General features: G+C 43.5%; 14 protein-coding genes. 3 read left to right on the forward strand and 11 right to left on the reverse strand.

What is annotated here, in order from left to right; all coding sequences use genetic code 11:
- A partial coding sequence (locus ICN39_RS11295) for a transposase (protein WP_223146557.1) occupies positions 1-64 on the reverse strand: 64 nt, incomplete at its 3' end.
- Between the two features lie 150 nt (positions 65-214).
- On the opposite strand from ICN39_RS11295, the gene ICN39_RS10800 reads away from it, so the two are divergent.
- Complete coding sequence (locus tag ICN39_RS10800) at positions 215-781, forward strand: YceI family protein (protein WP_216234116.1); 567 nt, start codon at positions 215-217, stop codon at positions 779-781.
- A gap of 188 nt (positions 782-969) precedes the next feature.
- Here ICN39_RS10800 and ICN39_RS10805 read toward each other — a convergent pair whose 3' ends face one another.
- Entirely contained in the window at positions 970-1,572 is a 603-nt protein-coding gene (locus ICN39_RS10805; RefSeq protein ID WP_216234117.1) for a nitroreductase family protein, read from the reverse strand.
- Between the two features lie 481 nt (positions 1,573-2,053).
- Here ICN39_RS10805 and ICN39_RS10810 point away from each other — a divergent pair, with 481 nt between their 5' ends.
- Both ICN39_RS10810 and ICN39_RS10815 read left to right on the forward strand, forming a co-directional pair.
- Positions 2,054-3,127, forward strand: a complete 1,074-nt coding sequence (locus ICN39_RS10810) for an esterase (protein ID WP_216234118.1) — start codon at positions 2,054-2,056, stop codon at positions 3,125-3,127.
- Positions 3,128-3,152: 25 nt separating this feature from the next.
- The gene (locus ICN39_RS10815) at positions 3,153-4,421 is read left to right on the forward strand and encodes an amidohydrolase/deacetylase family metallohydrolase (protein ID WP_216234119.1); all 1,269 of its coding nucleotides are present in this window, start codon (positions 3,153-3,155) and stop codon (positions 4,419-4,421) included.
- Between the two features lie 347 nt (positions 4,422-4,768).
- Here the strand turns inward: ICN39_RS10815 and ICN39_RS10820 are convergent, their stop codons facing one another.
- The 9 genes from ICN39_RS10820 to ICN39_RS10860 form a co-directional block, all read right to left on the reverse strand.
- Positions 4,769-5,197 carry a biopolymer transporter ExbD gene (locus ICN39_RS10820; RefSeq protein WP_071467374.1) on the reverse strand — a complete coding sequence of 143 codons (429 nt, stop codon included), beginning with the start codon at positions 5,195-5,197 and terminating at the stop codon, positions 4,769-4,771.
- Positions 5,198-5,210: 13 nt separating this feature from the next.
- Positions 5,211-5,876: a MotA/TolQ/ExbB proton channel family protein gene (locus ICN39_RS10825; RefSeq protein WP_216234120.1), complete on the reverse strand. Its 666-nt coding sequence runs from the start codon at positions 5,874-5,876 to the stop codon at positions 5,211-5,213.
- Entirely contained in the window at positions 5,873-7,033 is a 1,161-nt protein-coding gene (locus ICN39_RS10830) for an energy transducer TonB (RefSeq protein ID WP_216234121.1), read from the reverse strand. Before ICN39_RS10830 ends, ICN39_RS10825 begins: the two co-directional genes overlap by 4 nt.
- 61 nt (positions 7,034-7,094) lie before the next feature.
- The gene (locus tag ICN39_RS10835; protein WP_216234122.1) at positions 7,095-17,936 is read right to left on the reverse strand and encodes an S-layer family protein; all 10,842 of its coding nucleotides are present in this window, start codon (positions 17,934-17,936) and stop codon (positions 7,095-7,097) included.
- Positions 17,937-18,073: 137 nt separating this feature from the next.
- Positions 18,074-19,822 carry a ShlB/FhaC/HecB family hemolysin secretion/activation protein gene (locus ICN39_RS10840; protein ID WP_216234123.1) on the reverse strand — a complete coding sequence of 583 codons (1,749 nt, stop codon included), beginning with the start codon at positions 19,820-19,822 and terminating at the stop codon, positions 18,074-18,076.
- A 115-nt stretch (positions 19,823-19,937) separates the two neighbouring features.
- A complete protein-coding gene (locus ICN39_RS10845) occupies positions 19,938-20,549 on the reverse strand; it encodes a response regulator transcription factor (RefSeq protein WP_216234124.1) in 612 nt (203 codons plus the stop codon).
- 116 nt (positions 20,550-20,665) lie between these two features.
- Positions 20,666-22,171 (reverse strand): sensor histidine kinase, encoded by a 1,506-nt coding sequence (locus ICN39_RS10850; protein WP_216234125.1) that lies wholly within the window; start codon positions 22,169-22,171, stop codon positions 20,666-20,668.
- A gap of 46 nt (positions 22,172-22,217) precedes the next feature.
- Positions 22,218-22,862, reverse strand: a complete 645-nt coding sequence (locus ICN39_RS10855; RefSeq protein WP_216234126.1) for an outer membrane beta-barrel protein — start codon at positions 22,860-22,862, stop codon at positions 22,218-22,220.
- A gap of 205 nt (positions 22,863-23,067) precedes the next feature.
- A partial coding sequence (locus ICN39_RS10860) for a hypothetical protein (RefSeq protein ID WP_216234127.1) occupies positions 23,068-23,293 on the reverse strand: 226 nt, incomplete at its 5' end.

A 23,293-nucleotide genomic window follows, 5' to 3' on the forward strand; every position in this document is an offset into this window, starting at 1 on the left:
GTTCAACTACCTGTTTGACTGCCTCTAACTTGAACTCTTCAGTAAACCGTCTTCTTGTACTCATGACACACCTCCTAATAGACTAAATATTAGGCTAGAAAGTGTCTATAGAAGTAGTAGCGATTCAGAAAGACTAGAAACAAGGTATTTAGGCCCCTATTGAGGATAGGGGCGCTGATTCAGCACATTCTCATATCAACACCTAAAATATCTAATGAACTTTTTTTATATAACTGCTTTGCTCCTGACCTTAGTGACTTCCTCGGCACAAGCAGCAGAAATTTATATAACTGATCCTGAGCACACCTTTGTTAGCTTTAGCTACAAACATTTAGCTTACTCAATTCAAACCAGTCGTTTTGATAGGGTGAATGGAACTATTACGCTGAATGACCAAATGGATGGCGGCGCTATAGATGTTGCTATTGAGACCGGCTCAGTCAGTACAGGCTCCGATACCTTTAACAAGTTACTTAGAAGCGAAAGTTACTTTAATTCTGAAAAATTTCCTGTAGCCAAATTCACTTCTGATAAGGTTACATTCAATAATCAGGCTATTACATCACTCTCAGGCGAGCTGACTATTAAAGGCATTACCAAACCTGTCAATATTGAAGTAAGTAACTTTGCTTGCAGTCGTAACTTTATTACTTTGAAATATATGTGTGGCGCTAACGCAAGTGCGAAGTTAAGTCGCTCTGAATTTGATCTAGGAAAATATGTACCATTTGTTGGTGATGAAATAAGCTTAAATATAGTGATTGAGGCGTCAAGAGAATAGCCTTAATTACACTGGTATCGCCAATAGAGTCTGCAAGCAATAAGACTTCATTTGAGTGCCAAACCCAATAGAGCCATATAAAAATATAAAGCCCTCACCATTTCTGATGAGAGCTTTAATTAACCTACTAGGACCTGGGCTTAGGTTAAATTTCTTATGCCGTTCAAACCCATTCAGAACATATCAGTTTAAAAATGGTTTTCAATCAACATTTCTGACTTAGGGATAAATCCAGGTTTAGGCCATGCTGGTTTAATGCCCTTACCAACGACCAACATTGCAGCAATGGCATAGTCTTTAGGCAAATGAATCAATTCGGCGACCTTATCAAAATCAAAGCCAACCATTGGGCACGAGTCATAACCCATCGCTTTGGCTGAGAGCATCATAGTTTGCAGCATGATGCCAGCTGATCGCATTGCTTCATCTCTTTGTAATTGCTCTTTTTCAGCATAAAAAGGATGAATCCAAGGAACCAATACATCTTGAGCTTCTTTGGGTGCATTTACCCAATATCGAGCAGGATCTTTTTCCCAAGCCTTGATATCCACAGTTACTACAAATAATAGGGATCCATCAGTAACTTGAGCCTGATCATGAGCAGCTTCTCGTAATTTTGCTCTTAAAGCCTTGTCTGTAACATTAACTAAACGCCAGTGCTGGATATTGAATGAGGATGGTGCCTGCATCGCAAGGTCAAGCAACTGCTCTGTCTCTTGCTTAGTAAATTCATGGCTTGGGTCAAAGTACTTAACGGCCCTACGTTCGCGGATTGCATCAAATGTATTCATTAACTTCCTCAGTGAGATTCAAGCCCTGATAATACGGCAACATTCAAAAGACAAAACCCTCACCATTGCTGATGAGGGTTTACCTTTCTGGTGGGCCCACTAGGAATTTAACCTGGGTGAAAAGGGATTCTGGTTTGTGTAGCTTTCACTACTCCCTAGACTATGCCTTCATCATATCGATTGCTCGACTTAGATGGGTGCCGTCTAGTCGCGCGCTGTTATGAGGTTTTTACTAGAGAAAAGTTGTCAAAAAATAAGCTCGCCTCCAAAAGCCAATTAATGATCATTTTGTATCATTTCACTCAAGCCTATTTATAAAATATTGCAATGCACAAGAATTTCTGCTGACTAATTCATCAGATGTCCTAGTACTAACCCCAAAACCTTTAACCTACGATATCGTAATAACGCAGACATCAAATATAAGAATGCCTCAGACAAAGAGGTCATTCAATTAAATTAAAATTAAAAAGGAGATCTAATGAAGATCAATGTATATTTGGCACGTTTCTTAATGCTAATAGCGAGCGCATGTATTACACAGTCCGCATTTTCCCAAAACTACCCCATCACACCTCTTTTAGATTCAGCTCTAAAAGCACCTCTCATTATTAGTAAGCAGGGAAGTTTCTTTGTTGGTGGTCAGGATGTCACATCTGATACTCTATCAACTATGTCAGCCTTTGGTTCCAAAGGAACGATCACTCTGGATCAGATGTATGTAGCATATCAAATTCCTGTTAAAGCTAAGTCGACCTCAGTTGTCCTAATCCATGGTTGCTGCCTAACAGGCAAGACCTGGGAATCAACTCCAGATAATCGCATGGGATGGAACGAATATTTTGTCCGCAGAGGCTTTCCAACTTATGTCATTGATCAAGTTGGACGTGGCCGCTCTGCAGTCAATTCTGCCTCTCAAATCAATGCAGTAAAAACCAATCAAGTGCCACCTGAAAAATTACCGACTGTAATTGCCGCTAGCCATGAGGGTGCCTGGCAAATCTTTCGTTTTGGTGCTGAATATCCAAAGACGTTTGAGAATCAAAGATTTCCAATTGCCGCCCAACAAGGTCTTTGGCAACAGATGGTAGCCGACTGGTACTATGGACTCGAGGAGCCTAACGCTACACCAGTAGCATTGTCAACGCTATCAAAAGAACTCAAAAAAACCGTATTAATCAGCCATTCACAGTCTGGTATTTTTCCATTTAATTCCGCCAAAATTAGTAACGATGGTATTGCCGGAATTATTTCAATTGAGCCGGCCGCATGCCCCTCAGCAGATTCTGATCTGACACCTTACTTGAGAATACCTTCGCTGATCATGTTTGGAGATTTTGTTGAACTATCAACCAGATGGGCTCCGCGACTAAAAGCTTGCCGAGAATTTGTTGCCAAAGTTAATGCGCAAGGCGGCAAAGTTGAATTGCTTGTTCTTCCCGAAATTGGCATAAAAGGAAATACACATATGTTGATGCAAGATAATAATTCAATTGAGCTGGCTGCGTTACTGAGTACTTGGATTGAAAAGCATGTTACTTCAAAGAATCAGTAAATTTAAATTGTCAGAGGAGTTAATAATGAATCTAAAGCGTCGTAGCGCCCTGCAAAATATTTTAGGCATTGCTTCTGCACCCTTGTTAATTAATCCAATCAATTCATTTGGGCAGCAAGGGCTTGGCCCCATAGATGGGTATGACTTGATAATTACTGGCGGCAGAGTCATTGATCCCTCCCAAAAATTCGACCAAATTGCTGATATTGGAATACGTAATCAAAAAATTGTTGAAATCAAACCTCAGCTGACTAAAAAATCAGCGCAAACCATCAATGCAAGCGGCAAAATCATCACACCAGGACTAATTGACCTTCATGCACATTGCTACCCTCAAGCATCTGCAATAGGATTACCAGCAGATGAGTTGGTTTATCTTACTGGGACAACAACCTTTGTTGATGCAGGTGATGCAGGTGCAAATAATTTTTCAGCTTTTAAACATTACATTGCAGCTCAGGCAAGAAGTCGTATGTACGCCTTTCTCCATATTTCATCCATTGGACTTGCAGGATTTCCTGTTGGCGAAATGAAGAATATTGAGTATGCAAATATTGATCTAGCCGCTCGAACACTCAATGAAAATCCTGACATCCTGTTAGGAATCAAAGTTAGAGAATCCCTTGATGTGGTTGGAGAAAACGGCATCGAACCTCTTCGAAGGGCCGTTCTTGCTGCAGAGCGCTCTGGAGTCAAGGGAGCTAGAGTCATGTGCCATATTGGAAATGCGCCTGGGGACTTAAGCGTCTTACTTGATACTCTAAGACCTGGAGATATTTTGACGCACGCATACAGCGGCGCCGGCAACAATACGGTACAAAATGGCAAGCTCATTGCTGCAGCATTGGAGGCCAAAAAGCGAGGTGTCATTATTGATGTTGGTCATGGTGGCGGAAGCTTCGATTTCACTATCGCTGAGCCAGCAATACAGCAAGGCCTAATCCCAAACACTATTTCAAGCGATCTTCATGCCTATAGCGGTAACTCCCCTAGTATTCCCTATCTTCCGAATGTGATGAGCAAGTTTTTAACCCTTGGGTTTGCTGTAAATGAAGTTATTGCTATGACAACGAGTCACCCAGGGAAAATCATTAATCGAGATCCATTATTGGGAACACTTAAAAATGGAGCGAGTGCTGATATTACGATATTTGATTTGGTTGAAAAGCCAACAGAATGGCTAGATACAAAAGGTAATAAACGCCTTGGACAAATGGCCTTTGTACCATTTCAGACTATTCGAGGGGGAGTTCCTTACGGCAGACCTTTCCCATCTCCATTTAGTTACTCTTAAGTTGTAAAACAATTTAGTTACTAAATTACACTGTTACTTAAAGTAGCGCTCAAAAAAATACCAACCCGAAGGTTGGTATTTTCATTTCTGGTGGGCCCACCAGGACTTGAACCTGGGACCAAAGGATTATGAGTGCAGACACCCAAAGTAGACCCATATAAACAGGGGGTCTGCGGGCGGTCAGTGTCGGTGTGTATGCAAATGTGTAAGCAAATTCGTGGATTTAGAAGAACCGTTCTATCGGTCTTTGGTTACAAGATCTAAAGGATTTTTGGAGCAACCACCTAACACTTCGTTGCTTCAAACAGTATTTTCTTAGGTTTGATAAGCGTTACTTTAAGTAACGCTTATTTGTAAGGTAATTTTCTTTTAATATTTGAAGTAGTAGCAAAGCTAATCTTTGTCACCCCGTTGGTTTGGGCCAAAGCCATAATTTCAGCTACCCGCCCATAAGGCACTGCTTGATCCGCCTGAATCTGTACCTGAAAATTAGGGCCTGCCTTTGCCTTGAATATCTCTACTAGTTCAGAATCATTGATAGCTTTGTCATCAAACTGAATATGTCCATTTGAATCCACTGCCAATACAGAATTCTTTGTTGGCACTGCCTTATTGAGCTCTACTGTTTTGGGTAAATTAACTTTCATTGATTGCGGCACTAACAAAGGCGCAGTCACAATAAAAATCACTAGTAACACCAACATCACATCAACCAAAGGCGTGACATTGATTTCTGCCATTGTTTGCATGCTACCGCGATCTAATTTCATAGCCATTGCATTTCCCCAATCAATGATGTATTTTTTTCACCTGAGCAACAGCCAAGCGCAAAAAATCATTGATAAAGCCATCCATATTGGTACTAGTTAGCCTTAATTGACGTACAAAGTAATTGTAGAAAAACACTGCTGGCAAAGCCACTGCAATACCAATTGCTGTAGAAATGAGTGCCTCACCAATCGGCCCAGCCACCATATCAATACTAGCCTGCCCTGAATCACCAATGGCTTTGAGGGCATCCATAATCCCCCAAACCGTACCAAATAAACCAATAAATGGTGAGAGCGAACCAATCGACGCCAACTCGTTTAAACCCTTTTCACGCTGTCGCATGATTTCTTCTGCTTTTTGTTGTAAGGGGCGCTCTAACACTTCATTGACCTCACCGGCATGCCTTAATGAGTGTGGGTTACTTAAGTATTCGTCATAGACAATAAAGCCAGCATTAGCTATTTGTCCCAAATCAGTCTTGTTATCCACCACGGCAGACCTTGCCACCTCCCAATTATCATAACTCCAGAAAGACTTAGAAAATGCTCGGTCATTTTGACTTACTTTTCGACTTTGCAAGAACTTATATAGCGCCAAAACCCAGGTAAAGATGGAGAGTAAGACGAGTAAGCCCAACACGATACTAATAACATTTGCATTCACATTCATAATGACTTTCTTCATCTGCTATTTAAACTAAAGGTGACCGGGATGCGCAGTCTTTGTACATAAGGCATACCATCTCTTTTAGCGGGTATAAAACGCCACTGCCTAACAGTCTCAAGCGCCGCTTCATCTAACAACTTAATGCCACTACTAGCGGCCATTCGCACATCTGTTGCGCTGCCATCGGTCAATACCTCTGCGGTAATGATGACTACACCCTCTTGGCGCATCTTACGAGAATAGATTGGGTAACGCGGCTGGGCATTTCGCAAACTTTCTGACTTGTAGTCTGCATCAGCTGTTCCGCTAGATGAGCCTGCTGATTGCGCTTTGCCACCGGATAACTGGGCTTGCATTTCATTGCCAGAAGATGAAGCTTGAGCGCTGGGTTGATTGCTTGACTGATTATTTGACTGAGCACCTAGCTGACCTCCTGATTGTGGTCCACTGGAGCCACTACTTGAGGCACCGCTTGAGGCACTGCTAGGGGCACTACTGGCAGATGGCGTTCCGCCTGATTTTGCAACTTCATCAGAAGCGCTTGATGTACCAGCGCCTTTACTAGGTGGCGCAACTTCAGGCGCATCTTTATCTTTATTCTTTTTATCTACCATTGCAGGCAAAGTCGGGGCAATCACGTCCGCTGACTTTGGCTCAGCTTGTTTTAGATCGACTTTATTTACCACTACCTCTTGCTGAGCCTCCCTTTGAGGCTGAACCTTTTTTTCTTCTGGCTTTTGTACTTCGATTGCTGGCAGTAGCTTTTCCGGTATCGGCTCAACCTTAATGGGTTTAATAGCCTGTATAGGCTTAATGATCCCCTCGTTAAACTTCACCACCGGTGTGTTGTCCGTATTTTGTGGAGCTTCGATTGGCAAGGATTGTGTAGCAGGCTTGATGCTATCTGCTCTAGAAGCAGCCGCTTGCTTTTGCTCTGATTGAGGCGAGATGGTCTTCTCAAGAATACTTTTAGGAATAACTACTGGATTACTTAAATCGATTTGCAGCTCATCATTGAGCTCACTCTTGCCTGTTTGCTTGATAGACAATAGAGAAAAAATGACAGCATGAAGTGCTAATACCAACAGCAATATACGCCAGTATTTTTCTAAAAACTCCTTAGATGTTGGCTCTTGACGCGCATAGCTGGGGATATAAATACTGGCAAAACGCATCTAGTGATCTTATGATGACTTATTGTAAAAGCGCAGCAAAGCCACTAAAAGTCTGCATTTTTTACTGCACACAACTTAAATAACTCGCCTCATAGCGCATGACGCACGCTTCACTAGGAGATCCAACGGTAACTGATCCACCAGATTGATCGTACATAATTTCAGAGGCTAGCTGAGTGAATTCATTATTAAATGAATTTTGTAATGCTCCACCATCACTATATGGAGCAGATGTTAAATTACTCGTACTTGTCGTACTACTAGATGACGCACTAGCCGTTGTATCGGTCACGCTGTAATTAAGCCCTGATCCGGATAATCCTGACACTGTACCGCCACCATTGAAGATGCTAACAATGAGGCCACTTCCTGCTGGAGTAAAGCCGCTACCACTGGAGCTGCCAGCATTAAAAGCAATATTACCCGTTTGAGTCGTCAAGCCCAAGGTTTGGTTTACAGTGCCATTACCCAAGGTAAAGCCTTTGGCAGTATAAGTTTGATCACCTGTAGTGGAGACATTTTCCTTAATGGTTACTATGCCCACCAAATTGGCTGGAGTTGTATCAATAGCGCTATACAGCGCACCAGTCGCAGCATCTTGAGCGCCGGTAGAAGCAGTTAGACTCTTCAGAGCAGCAACTCCACCTACAACATCATTAAAGACGATGCTTGGAGCCTCATTGGCGATGGTCACCGCTTTAACAAATAAGTTGTGTGTACCAGCGACAGTATCGTTAATCGTTCCATTAAAGATAATCGCTGGATCTTCTGATAATAAAACGCGGGTTGGGCCGTTGCTACCGTTATCCCCTACCAATAGACTGCCGTTATAGATTTGAGTTAAGCGAGTGGTGATATCCGCACTTAGGTTAATCGTATTGGCGCTGACTGTTAAGTTAGCCAAATTGTTACTTGATTGCGATTGATAGCCGCTATAGGTGGTTGGGCTATAACTTTGTGTGCCAGTGTTATAGGTCTGGGTTGTAACTCCCACCTGACCATTGAAAGTCACTTGACCGGCGTCAGCCCTGAGCACCAAGGATTGATTGGAAGCACCAGCATTGAGCGTGCTACCAAATGTAATATTGCCTGCGGATGAACTTAAGGTCGTACTGTTAGCAGAGTTGTTAATTGTCACAGCGCCGTTATAGGCCTGATTACCAGAGCTTGTAATATTGCTAGCTAAAACCACTGCACCATTTACCGTCAGGTTAGGGAGAGTTACACCTGAAGTACTAAAGGTTCCTCCAGAAGAATTGAGCGCGCCAGTGCCCAATGCGGAGCTACTGCCAGCAATCAAACTAGAACCCGAGGCTAAGGTAGTGCCGCCGCTATAGCTATTACCGCCAGTAAGTGTCAATGCGCCAGCACCAGATTGAGCAATGGAACCCGTACCAGAGACGTTATTAGCAAAGGTGGTTGGCAAGCCACTGGTAAAGCTCAGGGTTCCGTTATCGGTGATTGCAGAGGTCGGAGTTAAAGCGCTCAGGTTGGCAGCGTCATACACAACAGTTGTTGCTGTTGGAATCACTACCGTGGCCACATTACCCAGTGTAGGAATAGCCCCGCCTGCCCAGTTGCTCGCATTTGACCAATTGCCGCCCGAAGTGCCCGTATAGGTTACCGATGCTAATTGGGTGATCGTGCCGATATTGGCAGTTATCTGATTGCTTGAAAGGACATAGTTACCAGCATCATTACCAGTCAAGCCGACCGATACAGTCACTGATTTGCTAGTGCCTACATTGGCATCAGCATAGGTACCTGTTCCTGCGATAACGACTGCATCACCAGTCTTAATAGATGAACTCGCTGCAGTAGTGTTTAAGCTTAACCCAGAAATCGTAGTGCTGCCGTTATATACCTTGCTGATACCAGATACGCCCAATTGATTTGCAGCCAGCGTTAAAGGCGTTACGGTTAAAGCGCCTGTGAGCACAAGGGTATTACTAAAGTTAGTACTCGAACCCGTCATAGTACCGTTTGATAACTGATAAGAACCCACATTGGTATTACCAGAACCACTGCTAGTTGCCCCTGTTGGTGAAATCGTAAAGCCTGCTGTTCCACCAGCGCCATCATTCACGCTAAACGCATTACCGATAATGACAGGGCTCAGCGTATGGATGGTATTAACTGAACCACTCGACGGGCAACCAGAGACTGAACAGCTGAGATATTGCGCAGTAGCGGTATACGTTGGCGCGGTACCGTATGTGGTGGTTACTGGCGTAACCTGAACTAAAAGTTGATTGGCAGCAACGATGGTGAAATTACCAGCAACCGGAGTAATAGTGTAGTTGCCATTATTAGCAGCGACACCACCTGGAGTTAAAACACCTGTGTAAGAGCCAGCGCCATTAGTAGAGGCATTACTGCGAGTAACCGTCAGGGTGCCACTAAGCGCAGAGCTAGCAGTTTCACCGTTCACAAAGCCTGAGTACGCCACACCGTTAAATCCTACTGTATCGGACTGCGTCACAAACTTAGACGCATTATTCGCAGTAATCGTTAAGGCTGCGGGCGTAACCTGACTTGTACTGGAATTAGCTAAAGTGACCGCATAATTTGAGCCGCCATTGCCATCGCTAATGGTGGCACTGTTTAAGCTGACTGATTTATTGGTTCCAACGTTTGGATTATTACCAGTAAAGACAACAGATGCAGCACTCACCGTATCCCCACCAGCTAACTGAGAAGACATTGTTGCTAAATTAGCAGCCGTCATATTATAGGTATATCCACCGTCATAGACTTTGGTGATAGATGGTGCTGTTAAGGTAATGGCAAGCGGTGTAATCGATACACTAGTGTTGGCTACATTGATCGTGTTGTAGTTAGACACTAAGAAACTACCGTTTGGCGTTAATACCAAACCATTAACGCTCGCTAATTGCTGATTGCTCTGGACATTCTTGGTAGTTAAGTCAGCCGTACCGCTGCCCGTAAAGGTTTGGCCAGCGACACCTGAAATTGTCAAGCTAGATCCAGCAATTGTCGCAGTACCGTTATAGACCTGTGTACCGGTAACGCTTAAGTTAGCCTTGCCTATCGTCAAACTACCATTGGTATAGCTAATGCTGTAGTTACTTGAAATCGCACCACTTGCAGCATTGGGGGTGATGCTCAAGTTATCAGCAATAGCCGTGGTGCTTGCATTTAATCCACTAGCCAATCCACTTAAAGTGAATGTCTGAGCACCGATACCAGTAGAAACGGTTGTTCCACTAATAGCGCTTGCAGCCCCCCCATTCAGGCTCACAGTTGCGCCTGTATTGGTTTGGGTAGAACCGTTATAAGTCGGGGTGTTATTTGCCCCAGTGATCGCTAAAGTTGCCGGACTAATCACCAAGTTTCCAATCCCATTGCCTGTAGAAGCGATTTGATAATTTCCATTGGTAATTGCTACTTGCTGGGCATACGTTCCTGTATTGGTCGTGGTCGATAGGGATACAGGTGTGGTGCCGCTGTAGAGACTTACGCTCGCACCGGGATTATCGCTGCCAACTAAACCAACAAAAACTGGCGTGCTTAAAGTTGCCAAGGTTCCGTAAACACTTGTTGCGTCTGATGTTGTGTAAGTAATTGTCTTGGGGCTAATGGTGGCAGACACAGTGCCACCCGTTAAGGTGTAATTCGCATTACTCAGCGTCAAACCATTGCTAGCAAAACCAGTATAGGTTGTTGCATTAGGGCTTGAAACCGATGCAGCTCCACTAGCAATCGTTGGCAAACTATCGCCGTTATAAGTAGTGCCACTCAAGCTATAGGTGTTGGCACTCGTAAATCCTGCGCTACCGTTGTAGGCTTTTGAAATAGTAATGCTTAAAGGAGCTTGATTGACTGTATAAGGAACAGCACTCGCCGCAGGATTAAATGCGTAGTTAGTAGATGACAGGCCGCTGGCGTAAGTTAGGTTGTAAGTACCGGCATTAGATGATGACGTTGGTGCATTGGTAATGGTTGCCGTACCAGATAGTCCTGCAGGTGCTGCTGAGATTACTGATCCTGTACCAGCACTATTGCTATTAAAGGTGTAATTAATCGTCGGCGTTGCACCATAAATGCTTGACTGACTTGGGGCGATGATTACATAAGCTTGAGCCTGATTTACCGTATAAGGAACCGAGCTTGCCGCAGCATTAAACGCATAGTTAGTTGAACTGAGGCCATTGGCATAAGTCAGGTTATAGGTACCAGTATTAGATGATGACGTTGGTGCATTGGTAATGGTTGCTGTACCAGATAGTCCAGCAGGTGATGCTGAGATTATTGATCCTGTACCAGCACTATTGCTATTAAAGGTGTAGTTAACGGTTGGTGTTGCACCATAAATGCTTGACTGACTTGGGGCGATGATTACATAAGCCTGAATTTGGTTAATCGTCAACGTACCTGCGGTAGTTCCTGCTGAAATTGCATAAACAGGCGAACTGAGACCACTTAAATAAAAGACATTGGAATAGGTGCCAGCATTTGCAGATGAGCTTAACGAAACATTCGTTGCGCTTGTTGTTGTGTTGTTACCTTTAAATAAGGCTGTACCACTTACATTGATGGTCGAGTTATCAGATGATAGGTATGAAGTACCAGCTCCATTGGCTAGCGTGTTCAATGTGTAGGTAATTGTTGGCGCAGAACCATAAGTTGGCGTATCAGATGACCCAAAAATTACATAAAGGTTCGGTCGTGTGCCACGATACATCGCATAATATCCAGCGCCCGAAGACGGCAAATTACTCGTAGTAACACTGTAGTTTAGATAATTAGAAGTTTGCGCAGCAACAAATGCACTTAAATTACTACTCGAGACAGGTGATCCAGAGTACAAGGCAATAATGGCACCACTTCCAGCAGTAATTAAGCTTGAAGAACTGCCGCCCAAAATAATATTGTTGGTAGTGCTAGAAGTCGCATCGTTAAAGCCAGCTGCTAATTTAATCGCTGGAGTTGATGTATTTGAAGACGTGCTAGTTGTTGTAATTGCATTGTTAACTGTTAAGTTATCGGTAATCGTTTTTACTAAAATAGTTCCAGTTGATGAGAGGCCTGAGTAAGTTGTGCCACCAATCGTCATCGACCCAATGGTCAACGCCTGGTTATTGGTAATTGACAAAGCACCGAGGCTAGCTCCAGAAGCAACCGCTGAAAGTGTATTAGTAGCGCTGCTAAGCGTGATTGCTTGATTGCCAACGAGTGCTAAGTTATAGGCACTTCCGCCGGAGGCTATGGCACCAGTGACTGTAATGGCACCAGCCGTACTACCAATTAATGAATCTGAACCCAAAGTAATGACACCAGCATAAGTACCACCCGTAACAGAACTATTAGTTAGTGCGCCACCATTAGAAATACCGGTACCATTTAAAGTTAAAGCATTGGTGTTGACTAATGTTTTGCCATTGAGATCTAGTGCAGCGCCACTACTTACAGTAATTCCACTAGAAGACCCACCAAAGGCAGTAGTACTTCCTGCTTGTAGGGTACCGCCAGATACCGTAGTACCGCCAGTGTACGTATTGGTACCAGAGAGGGTTATGGTTCCCGTAAGGCCACTAGCTGTATTAACTGCGCCAGATCCCGAAATAAGACTAGAGATTGCAGCAGAATTTGTCGATGCACCACTGTTCGTAAACGAAAGCGATGCGCCACTAGCAATTGAAATAGGAAGCGTGTATGAGCTTATGCTGTTAATGTCAAATGTGACAGCGCCCGAACCAATTGCTACTGCTGAAATTGTATAGGCGCTAATATTGACAGCAGTTGGAGCAATGCCAAGTGACCAGCCAGAGTCGCTTAAAAATGATCCAGCTGAGCCATTAAACGTATCGATAATAATTGATGTTGAATAGCTCGTGCAAGCTTGAAGAGCACAAAGTACTGGGGTTGGACGAATTGCGCCACTGTAACCCCATCCAGAAGCAACCGTAAATGATCCACTTACATTGCCAAAACCACTAGAAAAACTGGAGGCTGATTGCATCGACGAAGTGCTAAGCGCGCTAACACCACTTGTAGCAGTGACTGTGCCACCTATCCCGCCGGTAGTTAGAGAAAAAGATGGGTTATTAGTAGAGTTCCAATAATTATCAGCAAAGGTACGGGCTGAACCTGTACCAATCAGCCCTCCTATACTCCCGCTTGAACCGCCCACTTTAGTGACAGTGCCAAAAGCATAGTTACCACTGATAATGTCACTACTATTGCCAGGCAAATAGGAAATCAAACCACCTGCCTCTCCAAAAGCGGATGTTAGAGTCACATTGCCGGCAGCGTAACTATTTTTTATGGTTGAGCTAGTTTGAGTAGTCCCAGTAAGCCCACCAACATCATTTGAACCAGAAACATTTCCAGTTGCAAAGCTTGATGTAATGGATCCACCATACAAATAGCCTACTAAGCCACCGCCATTAGATCCCCCACTTAATAGAGTTACGTTACCTGTAGCATATGAAGTCGAAACAGTTACAGGCTGGGAAAATCCTACCAACCCACCGACAAAATTCACCCCAGATACAGTGCCACTAGAGTAACCACCGGTAATTGACCCACCTGAAATACTTCCAACCAGACCACCGACGCTATTGCCCGTTCCACTTATATTCCCAGTTGCGTATGAACTAGTAAACACGCTATTAGAACTGGCGGCTCCTATTAACCCACCGACATTGTTGACGCCTGATACAGATCCGTTGGCATAGCTTCCACTAATAGTCAGCCCTGAGATATTTCCAACTAGGCCACCGACATTGTTGCCCGATCCACTCACATTGCCGGTTGCGTAAGAATTGGTAATAGTATTGACGCTACCGGCAACAGCACTTCCAATTAACCCGCCGACATAAGATCCGCCTGTGACCTGACCTGTAGCATATGAATTTAATATCTTAACAGTCGAAGTGCCATAGTTAGGAACAGAACCCGCTAAGCCACCAACATTAGAGATGCCCGTAGCGCTGACCGTGCCGGTTGCATAGCTATTGCTTATATAGCCTGCAGTACCTACTAATCCACCCACGCTGCTAGCTGATCCGCCTGTGATAACGCTCACATTTACTGTCGAATATGAGTTAGCAATCTGAGGTGTGCTGTACGTCTGGCTATCGAAGGCGCCAACAAGTCCGCCCAATGCTGTCTGCCCTGTTACTGCGCCAGTAACGCCGATATTAGCCACTCTGGCAGAGCTTACCGCATATGCAATTAGGCCAACGTTGCCCCTGTTATATTGATCCAAATTTGGACGGTACTCATAGAGATTGGTGACTGCATGTCCAAGACCATCAAGCGTACCCCAAAAACGACAATCGCAGCCGCCGGTATAGCCGCCGGCCTGCTTGCCAATCGGAAAGAAGCCTAGGCCTCCATTCAAGTTTGTCCAAGCACTAGTTGCAGAGGCGTCAATATCGTTACCGAATGCAAAGTAGTTGCCACCACCCACATTATTGCTGGCAGCCAATCCCTGTAGGGTATAGTTATTACTGCTAGTGGTGTAGTCCGAAGAAGAACCCAGAGTTGTAATAACAGTGTATTTGTTGCCGTTAATTGTAAGCACAGGTGTAGACGATGATGCAATCAATCGTGTTGAATCTGTCGCACTGAGATTGATACTGCCATTAAAACCGTTACCGTTAGGTCCCCCTGTAGGTGTACTAGCCATGCCCATCAATACCAAACCATTTGCCGTACCACCGGCCATCCCATTAGAGGGTATAAGGACCAATGAACCTGCGCCACTAACAGTTAAAGATCCCGTAGCTGTCGAAGTGCCCACATAAATGTTGTAACCAGAAGATAAGGTTAAAGTTCTTGCCGACCAACTCACAGCATCATTGACATAGATGCTTCCAGTTCCAGAGCTGTTAGAAGTTGAACAAGTTGTATTAGTGCATGTTACATAGGGAGATGTTGCAGCAACGGTAATGGTTACAGAATTCGTGGTTAAGGCAGCATTTAATGCAGTACCTGTGATATTGCCACCCGATGGAGCAATATAAAAATCATAGGGATCTAGCAACCAGGTGCCGGCAGATCCACTAATACTTGCTGATGAAATATTTGCACTATCGGCAACATTTAAGGCCTGACCTGAAGTCTCAATAAAGCCACCGTTACCAGTAGTGCCCATTGCTTTTGCAGACAAGGTGCCTGCTATCGAATTGCTATCCCCCCACACCAACACATTCCCACCATTGCCACTCGTAACTGCATTAGCAGTTATGGTGCTATTGGCATCAATAATCGTTAGCTGGGAAGTTGAAACAGTAATAACTGCCGAAATAATGGGTAGAAGTGCATCTACTGCTGCGCTACCCGGAAGAGGACTTGCTTGGAAATTTCGACCAGTGATGATGTTGCCACCACCTTGTTGGCCATTGGCTTTTAATGTCGCGCCAATGAGGCTGGTACTAATAAGGCCTGACTGAGCAATCGTGCCGCCTAGCCCTGCTCCACCGTTTGTCTGAATGTAACCAGAATTTTGGTAAGTACCCGCTGGGGAGCTGAGAATGATCAAGCCACCGTTATCGGCATTCGCTTGAATGGTTGCTGCGGTGTTTAGAGAATTATTGCCAGCGATATAAATCTGGCCTGCTTGAGAATTGAGAACTACTTGAGGGGTGGAACTTGAATTACTACTTACTGCATTTGCTGTGATAACTGTGGCGTTATCTAAAGAGGTATTACTTGAGAGGATATTGCTTGATGGTGTGAAATTAACTGCTGCTAATAAAGTAGCAACTTGGGCGTTAATAGAAGGAGGAGCTAAGGTAGAACCTGAACCAATGCTGTTAGCCACACCAATCTGAATTACCCCACCTTGGGTATATCCATCAGCAGCAATTAATGCGCTATTAAAGGTATTGGTATTCTGGGCTGCTAATGTAATAGCACCACCAAGGTTATTTTTACCAACCGCGTCCACAATACCGTAGTTATTAATATTGCCGTTTACAGTGACAATACTAATCAAGCCGCCATTTTGACCGTTCGCAGAAATATAACTAGTCGAATTTGTGTTGCTGCCAATATTAATATCACCGCTGGCAATGATATTAATAGAACCGCCATTTGAAGCATAAATTGTGCTATCAGCAGTTAAGCCATTTTGGCCATTTTTACCATTAATACTATTGCGTCGATTATTCGCTGTAGCAGTATTTGCAGAATTCAAATTACCTGAATTTGTATTGTTATTACTGTTACCGTTCGAATTGATGTTACCCAGAATATTAATAATGGCACCAGCTAAATAGATGTTCGAATCCGATCCGCCATTGGTATTAAGCGATCCATTGATGTTGATCGTTTGTGCCACCGCATAGACGGATCCTGCCGTGACATTGCTATTTACATTGATAGATCCACCTTGGGCATTGAGGTACAGACTAGTCAATGGATTGGCGGAATACACATCGGCCAAGAAGGTGATCACAGGGGTACCACTTTGCGTACACGCACCCATACCACAAGTTGCTGCAGTGGCATCTAAAGTAACGTTCGTTGTGCTTAATGCATTAGACAATACCGTTGCCGCATTGGTATCAATGATGATGGCCAAAGGATCAGTAATCCAATTGCCTGTTTTGCCATGTGGCGCAGTGGTATCAACCACTAATGAACTGCCGTAAGTGACTGTTTTTGCTGAGCTGGTATCGATATTGCCACCATTACCGCTGATCGCTCCGCCCATTGCCTTAAGCGTGCCAGCAACTGTAGTTTGAACTTGTGACCAAATGGAGATGGAGCCGCCATTACCGTTTTGGGTCGCTGAGGCATCAATGATTGCGCCTTTCGAAACAGTGACAACATCCGCATTTACTTGGCTTTGCGCAGTATTTGCGTTTATTTTACCGATGAGAATTTGACCGCCTGATGTAGCACCAGTTGCAGTCGTCTTAGAGTTCTCATTGAGGTTAATTTGATTACCAGAAATAACTACTTGGCCGGCATTTTGAGTCTCTGAATTTGCACTTACTGTGCCATTTTGATTTACTGTACCAGCAGTTAAAAATACTTTTCCACCTGATGTAGCAATCGAATCAGAATTAATCGTGCCGGTGTTATTAATGACGGATGCTTTTAAATTCGATGCAGCATTAGCAGCAATAATAATCTGACCACCGTTAGCAATAATCGCATGCTTGTTACTAATTAAACTATTAATTGCAGAAGCGTCAACGCTAATATCGGTTAACTGACTACCATTAAAAGATAATGTAACTTTTGTGCCAGAAACTAATGCAATGGTATTTGAATTAGAAATATTAGCAATTAATACGCCTTGATTTTTTACTTCTGGTGCCATTAATGCAATATAACCATTAACACCATTAGCAGTAATTGTGCCTTTATTAATGACCTTACCAGACTCACCTCCAGAAAATTTCATTTTTCCAGACATGTAATCCGAATCTTTAATATCCATCGTGGTGGCTACTAAACCGCCAGTATTCACTTCAGCGCCTTTACCAAATACGACGCCATTCGGATTTACGAAAATAACTTGGCCATTAGCTCGAACAGCACCATCGATCATGGATTTGCTTGCGCCGTTGACACGGTTCAATGTAGAGCTATTGGCATTGGGTTGATTAAAGTTCACCGCGGCATTTTTACCAACGTTAAAGCTATCCCAATTAATCACGGCACGTTGCGTGCTCTGATTAACATTCATGACATTGCCTGATTGACTAATACTGGCTTGTCCAGCAGCTACTTGACCATTGATCGGTAGAGCATTTGCTGCGGGGCCTGCAAAAGCGTTAGGGAGGACAAAAAATGTTGTGCTCAAAGCAACGCTAGCTATTACGATTTTGCGCATGCCAACACCATGCCCATCATTGCGATGTGCATGTTTCTTACTAAACAAGAAAGAAATTCCCAAATTTCGGGAAGCGTTATTCAAAGGGATTGGCCCCAACTTAAATTGATATAAGCGAATTATTCAGAAGTTGGTATTAAGCCTCAACCCTCCGATCGAAGGGTTTTGATAAATATTTTTTTATTGAGATCCAATAAAGCGCTCTTAATAGAGGCAATTTATTAAAACGGAATGGAGGCTCGAACCCAGCCCTGCACGGACTTATAAGTGTTATCGACGTTTAGTTGCTGACCGCTGGAGTTGTATAAGGGATTATTACCGATGCGCGCCGCTAATGAAGCGCTCACAAGTAAATGATCGTAATTAAATTTAGCAGTAATACCTGCATCACCCAACTGGTAATTATTGTTGGCATTAGTTAAGCCTTGCCAACCAGAATAGAGGTTCACGTACTGTTGCACCAACCCCAAGTCCCCAAAAGCGCCTACTTGCCAATTCTGGTTGATACGGTGCATCAGCTCAGTAGATAAAATAGCGCCTTGTGAGCCGCCACCTTGTGAAGTTGGATACGCCCGAACACCATAAGCACCGCCCAAATAGATTTGCTCTGATGAGTTTAAGTTCTTATTTGCCAGTTGCCCGTATACCGAATTGGTCCAAGTAGTATCCCCCAGAAAAGAGAGGTCCTGCGCATAACTCAAGCTAAAGGTCCACTTGGAATAGCTGCCAGCAGTACCCACACCGTTTTGATCTTGCTGTGATTGGGCTAAATCACGAATACCTAGATGACCAAAAACATAGCCTGCTGAGTAGTTAACAATGGAGCCACCCGAGGTTGCCCAATCGCCGCTAATACTGGCATTCGTGGCAGTGAGCTGGTAACTACTTAAATTGATGATTGATGGTGCTGTTTGTACGTTGTTGTATGACCGATTCTCAATACTTAGTTTTGCTGTGGAGTTCGCGCTTTGACTGCGCTGTAGTGCATAAGTAGTATTTGCCTGAAAAGTTGCCGCAGAACCAGCTGATGGTATGGAGGAGTTCCAATTAGGCAGCGTCATGTACTGTAAATAAGAACTTTGAACGCCCATCTTCCAGCCATCATAGTCAATGGGGACGATATAGTTACCCACCACATATCCAGAGCCTTGCGACTGAATGGCATATAAATTAATTTGGTCGCCAATCCCAGACAGATTATTCAAACTCAGGCTGGCGATGGCTTGCGCAGCACCAGTGCTCGCACTGCCGTAATTACTCACAGCAGCTTGTCCACTAAACCAAGGAGTATCTGATACTTTGACCTTGAAGTTAGTAAATCCTGAATCATTGCCTGGCTCAAATGCTCCAGTAGCAGAGACGCCAGGCACTTCGTTCAGCAGCAACATAGCGCGCTCAGCTGCTTTGGTGTTGATATAGACCTCTCCAGCCACACCAGTTGTGATGTAGGCTTTGGCTCTCTCTGTAGGAAAACGCTGCGATGTCTGGCTACTAGTATCGACTGGTTCAACAACTACAGAACCCATCTTGCCTTCTAGTATTTTGATAAGTACAACGCCATCTTTAATCTCTTGAGGAGGTAGTGTTGCTTGTGCAATACGCTTATGAGCAGCGTAAAAATCCTGAATAGCAACTGCTGCATCTTGAAGCTCGCTGATTTGTAGTGTCTTGTTGGTCCATGGTGCTACGACTTGATCTAGCTCTTTGGCACTAAACAATGCGTTGCCTTCAAAAGTAAATCGCGACACATTAATCTTAGGACCACGATTTTCCACTGGTTTACCCACCTCAGGCTTTGGTGGTTGCACTAAAGGCTCCTGCGACTCTCGTTGAATCTGTAAATCTAATTGGTTTTGCAATGCACCTGCATCAGGTGCAGCTTGCGCCCCTGCCTCTGAATAAGTGCCGACACCAATCAGGCTTATTGAAAGGTAAAGTACTGCCCGATTAAAAAAAGAATCTTGCTTCATGCAAATAATCGCCCAATCAAGAGAAAGTTTGTTAAGTGCTACCAGCACTAATGGCTACCATTGTCACAAGTAGAAAGACGCGCGATAACCCTACGAAAGTAGGGATCAGTAGAAATTAAGCGTTTGTTAGCGCTGTATTTAAAGCAATGAGTTCTGCGAGTGAGCGCAAACGTAATTTGTACATTACTTCTGACTTGTATTCTTTAACGGTTGGTAACGAGATGCCCAGGGCATCGACTAACTCTTTATTTCCATAACCCTTTGCCAAGAGTTCAAATACCTGTCGCTCGCGAGGCGACAAGGTTTTAAGAGCTTCAGATAGTTGAGTTTTGCGTATTAAGTCTTTCATGGCAATGGTATCGAGCTCTATCGCTTTAGCGACCGCACCCAAGAGGGCCTCACGGCTAAAGGGCTTAAGCAAAAAATCGACTGCGCCACTCTTCAGTGCAGCAATAATTTGCACATCCGAGCTTTCACCACTAATGAAGATGATGGGAATTTTATGGCCTTTTGCAATTAACTCCGATTGCAACTCAACACCGGATTGCTTTGGCATTCGCATATCGGTAATGAGGACTGCTGGCACTAAAGGCTTGAATTCCAGTAGAAATTGCTCGGGATTAGCAAAGGAGAAAGTGGTGTAGCCACAAAACTGCAAAGCCCGCTCTAGGTCAGAGCGCAACTCGTCATCATCCTCCACCAAAAAGATGTATTTCTTTGAATTCATTGTCTGCTTAAGTAATTTATTTTCACTTGTTTAATTGCATTATGAACAATGAACAAAATTGAACATACCCTGCGAACGAAGGGAGGGTATAGAGTTAGATCAACATCACACTTCCATTACCCACCAACTGATTTTTTACCAGGAGGAATGTCCAGTAAAAAAGTGACGCCTGCATGATTTGGCAGATTTTCATATGTTAAAGAACCTTGATGGCGCTCAGCAATATAGCGAGACAACCAAAGTCCAATTCCCGTTCCAGAAGATTTAGAACTAGCAAATAAACTAAATAACTTGTTTGCTTGTGCTGGCCTGATTCCCGCTCCATTATCCGTAACGGAAAGTTGATACCCCCCCTTCTCACTATATCTACTCTGAATGCGAATTATTTTATTATCTCGATCTAGCGAATCGAGCGCTTCCATTGCGTTCGAGATTAGGTTAGTCACGACTTGGCGTATCAGGGAATCCCAGACGATAATAGGCTCTTTGGCATGCAAATCTAATTCGATCAGAATGGTCGATTTTCGAGCTCGATCGACGTAAAGAGATGCCACCTCTTCAACTAGCTTGTCTAGATTGATGGATACAGCAGCATCTTTACCAGACTGAAATAATTTTTTTAAACTCATAATGAGCTTAGCAGCTGAGTGATTGGCTTTTATGATATTTCCCATAGAAGACTTAAGATCTTCTAGATTCACATCGGGGCGATTGATTTTATCGAGTACCTCATCGCTATTAAGTTGGATCCTAGCCAAAAATTGATTGAATTCATGGGCCAAGCCTGCAGATAATGCGCCCGTCTCTACTAAAGCGTTCTTATTTGATAAATTTTCAATCAAGATATCCTTTTCTAGCAGTAGGCCTTGAATCTGCTCATCCCTCATCTTGACCTTGATAGCATTGTGAGAAAAATACTCCGCCCAGTTCATCAGGATTAATAGTTGGAGAAATACAAAAAGAGCCGCTCTTAAAAAGCGAAAAGAAAAATCAAACTGTGCAATATCAGAATACGTGAATCCTAAAATATAGATTTGATGATTGGCAAGAAATACAACCGTCATCCAGATCACAATAACTCCAATAAATATCAAACAAGTAGAACGAATCAAATTGAACCAGACTGTTGGGAGCTGCTTGTTACTAGTAATAGCTTCGGCAAGCAGCCAACCCAAAAGACATATAGAGAAAATATGAACAGCAAATGATCGATCTAGATAATTTCCTCTTTTACCAATCTCTAAAAAAATTAGGCAAAAAAGGGATACGCACCCCAAGCTAGAAAGAATAAAATTTGTTGTCAATCTTTTTCGCAAAGCTCTAAAGTAAAGAGGCTGACCCAATAGTGATAGGGTAAAAATAAGATAGCCCAAAAATAGTAATTTCTTGAATAGGGAAGGGGGAAGCTCTTCAAAAAAACGATACTGCTCTAAATTATTACCAAAGAATAAATAGGCTACAACCACTAAACTGGCTCCTGCAAAAGCGGCCAAACCAGCATAAGACATGAGATAAAAACTTTGGTTTCGTTCAACGCCCTTGGAAAGCTGGATACCTGATATGAGCATTGATAGCACCATCAATGCAATTGAAGCGTAATAGAAGGCTAGGTACCGAGACATTGCGTAGTATTTTAAGACTTATCCTTATTAGCCATTACGATAAGAATCAAAATTGATACCCCAGCCCTAAAAGTAGTCTAGTGGTTTGTGGCGATGTAGTTACTGAGGCATTGATTGTGCGCCCAGATGAAACGATAGTTCTTGACGTAGTCTGAGATTCATAGAGCGAGTAGTTGGCTTCACCAAATAAATAAATTGAGCCGCAAACGAACTGCTTATACCCAAGACCTAATAGGTAACCATTAAAGTTAGGGCCTGAATTTGAGTTATCCACTTGCGTCTGCTTGCCCACCTTTAAATATACCAAGCCATCCTCCGTTTTAAAACCAGGAGAAAGAAAAAATCCATAGTTGTAAAGAGACTTAATGCCACTCACTGTTGTTGTTTTATTGAGAGCCTGGATTTGGAGTTGTTGCGTTAGTCCATTAGCAGGAGAAATATTGGCGCCAATCGCTAACAAATAATTCTGCGTGACGTGAAAGTTATATCCTGCAGTCAGCACCGCCAAACTATGACTAGATCCGCTTGAGTTCACACTCGAGGGAATCACTGACCCATTGAGTGTCAAAACAGAATTAGTGGATGTATTGATATCGCGATATCCAAGACCCAAATCGGTATAAAAGCCTTCAAATGTAGGGTGTGTTTGGTCAATTCCTTGGGCGCCAGCCGATAGGCAAGTTACTGCCATCGATAAAAAGAGTAGAACAAACCAAATTCTGAGCATTCTCGAATATAAACAATAAATGAATGATTCCCAGTGTGGTGAAGAAAGTCCCTATTTCATACCCTACGATCGTAGGGTATGAAATAGAAGCTTTTGATTGGTCTTGGGGCCAATTAATGAACCATAGTCCACCAAGAAGCCACCAAAAAAATATGATTAAGTGCCCCACTTAAATCCCTGCACTCTTTAGCTCTAAAGATGCAACCATCACAAACCCTTTCACCAGAAATACAAAACCCCCACCATTACTGATGAGGGTTTGCATTTCTGGTGGGCCCACCAGGACTTGAACCTGGGACCAAAGGATTCCGGTTTGTGTAGCTTTCACTACTCCCTGGACTATGCCTTCATCATATTCAAACTTAATGTCTGAACTTAGATGGGTGCCGTCTAGT

The sequence above is a fragment of the Polynucleobacter sp. AP-Reno-20A-A9 genome, assembly GCF_018882085.1.
Lineage (GTDB): Bacteria > Pseudomonadota > Gammaproteobacteria > Burkholderiales > Burkholderiaceae > Polynucleobacter.

Coding starts and splice junctions, on each gene's coding strand:
- ICN39_RS10800 (WP_216234116.1), top strand. CDS start 215: ATGAACTTTTTTTATATAACTGCTTTGCTCCTGACCTTAGTGACTTCC.
- ICN39_RS10805 (WP_216234117.1), bottom strand. CDS start 1,572: ATGAATACATTTGATGCAATCCGCGAACGTAGGGCCGTTAAGTACTTT.
- ICN39_RS10810 (WP_216234118.1), top strand. CDS start 2,054: ATGAAGATCAATGTATATTTGGCACGTTTCTTAATGCTAATAGCGAGC.
- ICN39_RS10815 (WP_216234119.1), top strand. CDS start 3,153: ATGAATCTAAAGCGTCGTAGCGCCCTGCAAAATATTTTAGGCATTGCT.
- ICN39_RS10820 (WP_071467374.1), bottom strand. CDS start 5,197: ATGGCTATGAAATTAGATCGCGGTAGCATGCAAACAATGGCAGAAATC.
- ICN39_RS10825 (WP_216234120.1), bottom strand. CDS start 5,876: ATGAAGAAAGTCATTATGAATGTGAATGCAAATGTTATTAGTATCGTG.
- ICN39_RS10830 (WP_216234121.1), bottom strand. CDS start 7,033: ATGCGTTTTGCCAGTATTTATATCCCCAGCTATGCGCGTCAAGAGCCA.
- ICN39_RS10840 (WP_216234123.1), bottom strand. CDS start 19,822: ATGAAGCAAGATTCTTTTTTTAATCGGGCAGTACTTTACCTTTCAATA.
- ICN39_RS10845 (WP_216234124.1), bottom strand. CDS start 20,549: ATGAATTCAAAGAAATACATCTTTTTGGTGGAGGATGATGACGAGTTG.
- ICN39_RS10850 (WP_216234125.1), bottom strand. CDS start 22,171: ATGTCTCGGTACCTAGCCTTCTATTACGCTTCAATTGCATTGATGGTG.
- ICN39_RS10855 (WP_216234126.1), bottom strand. CDS start 22,862: ATGGCAGTAACTTGCCTATCGGCTGGCGCCCAAGGAATTGACCAAACA.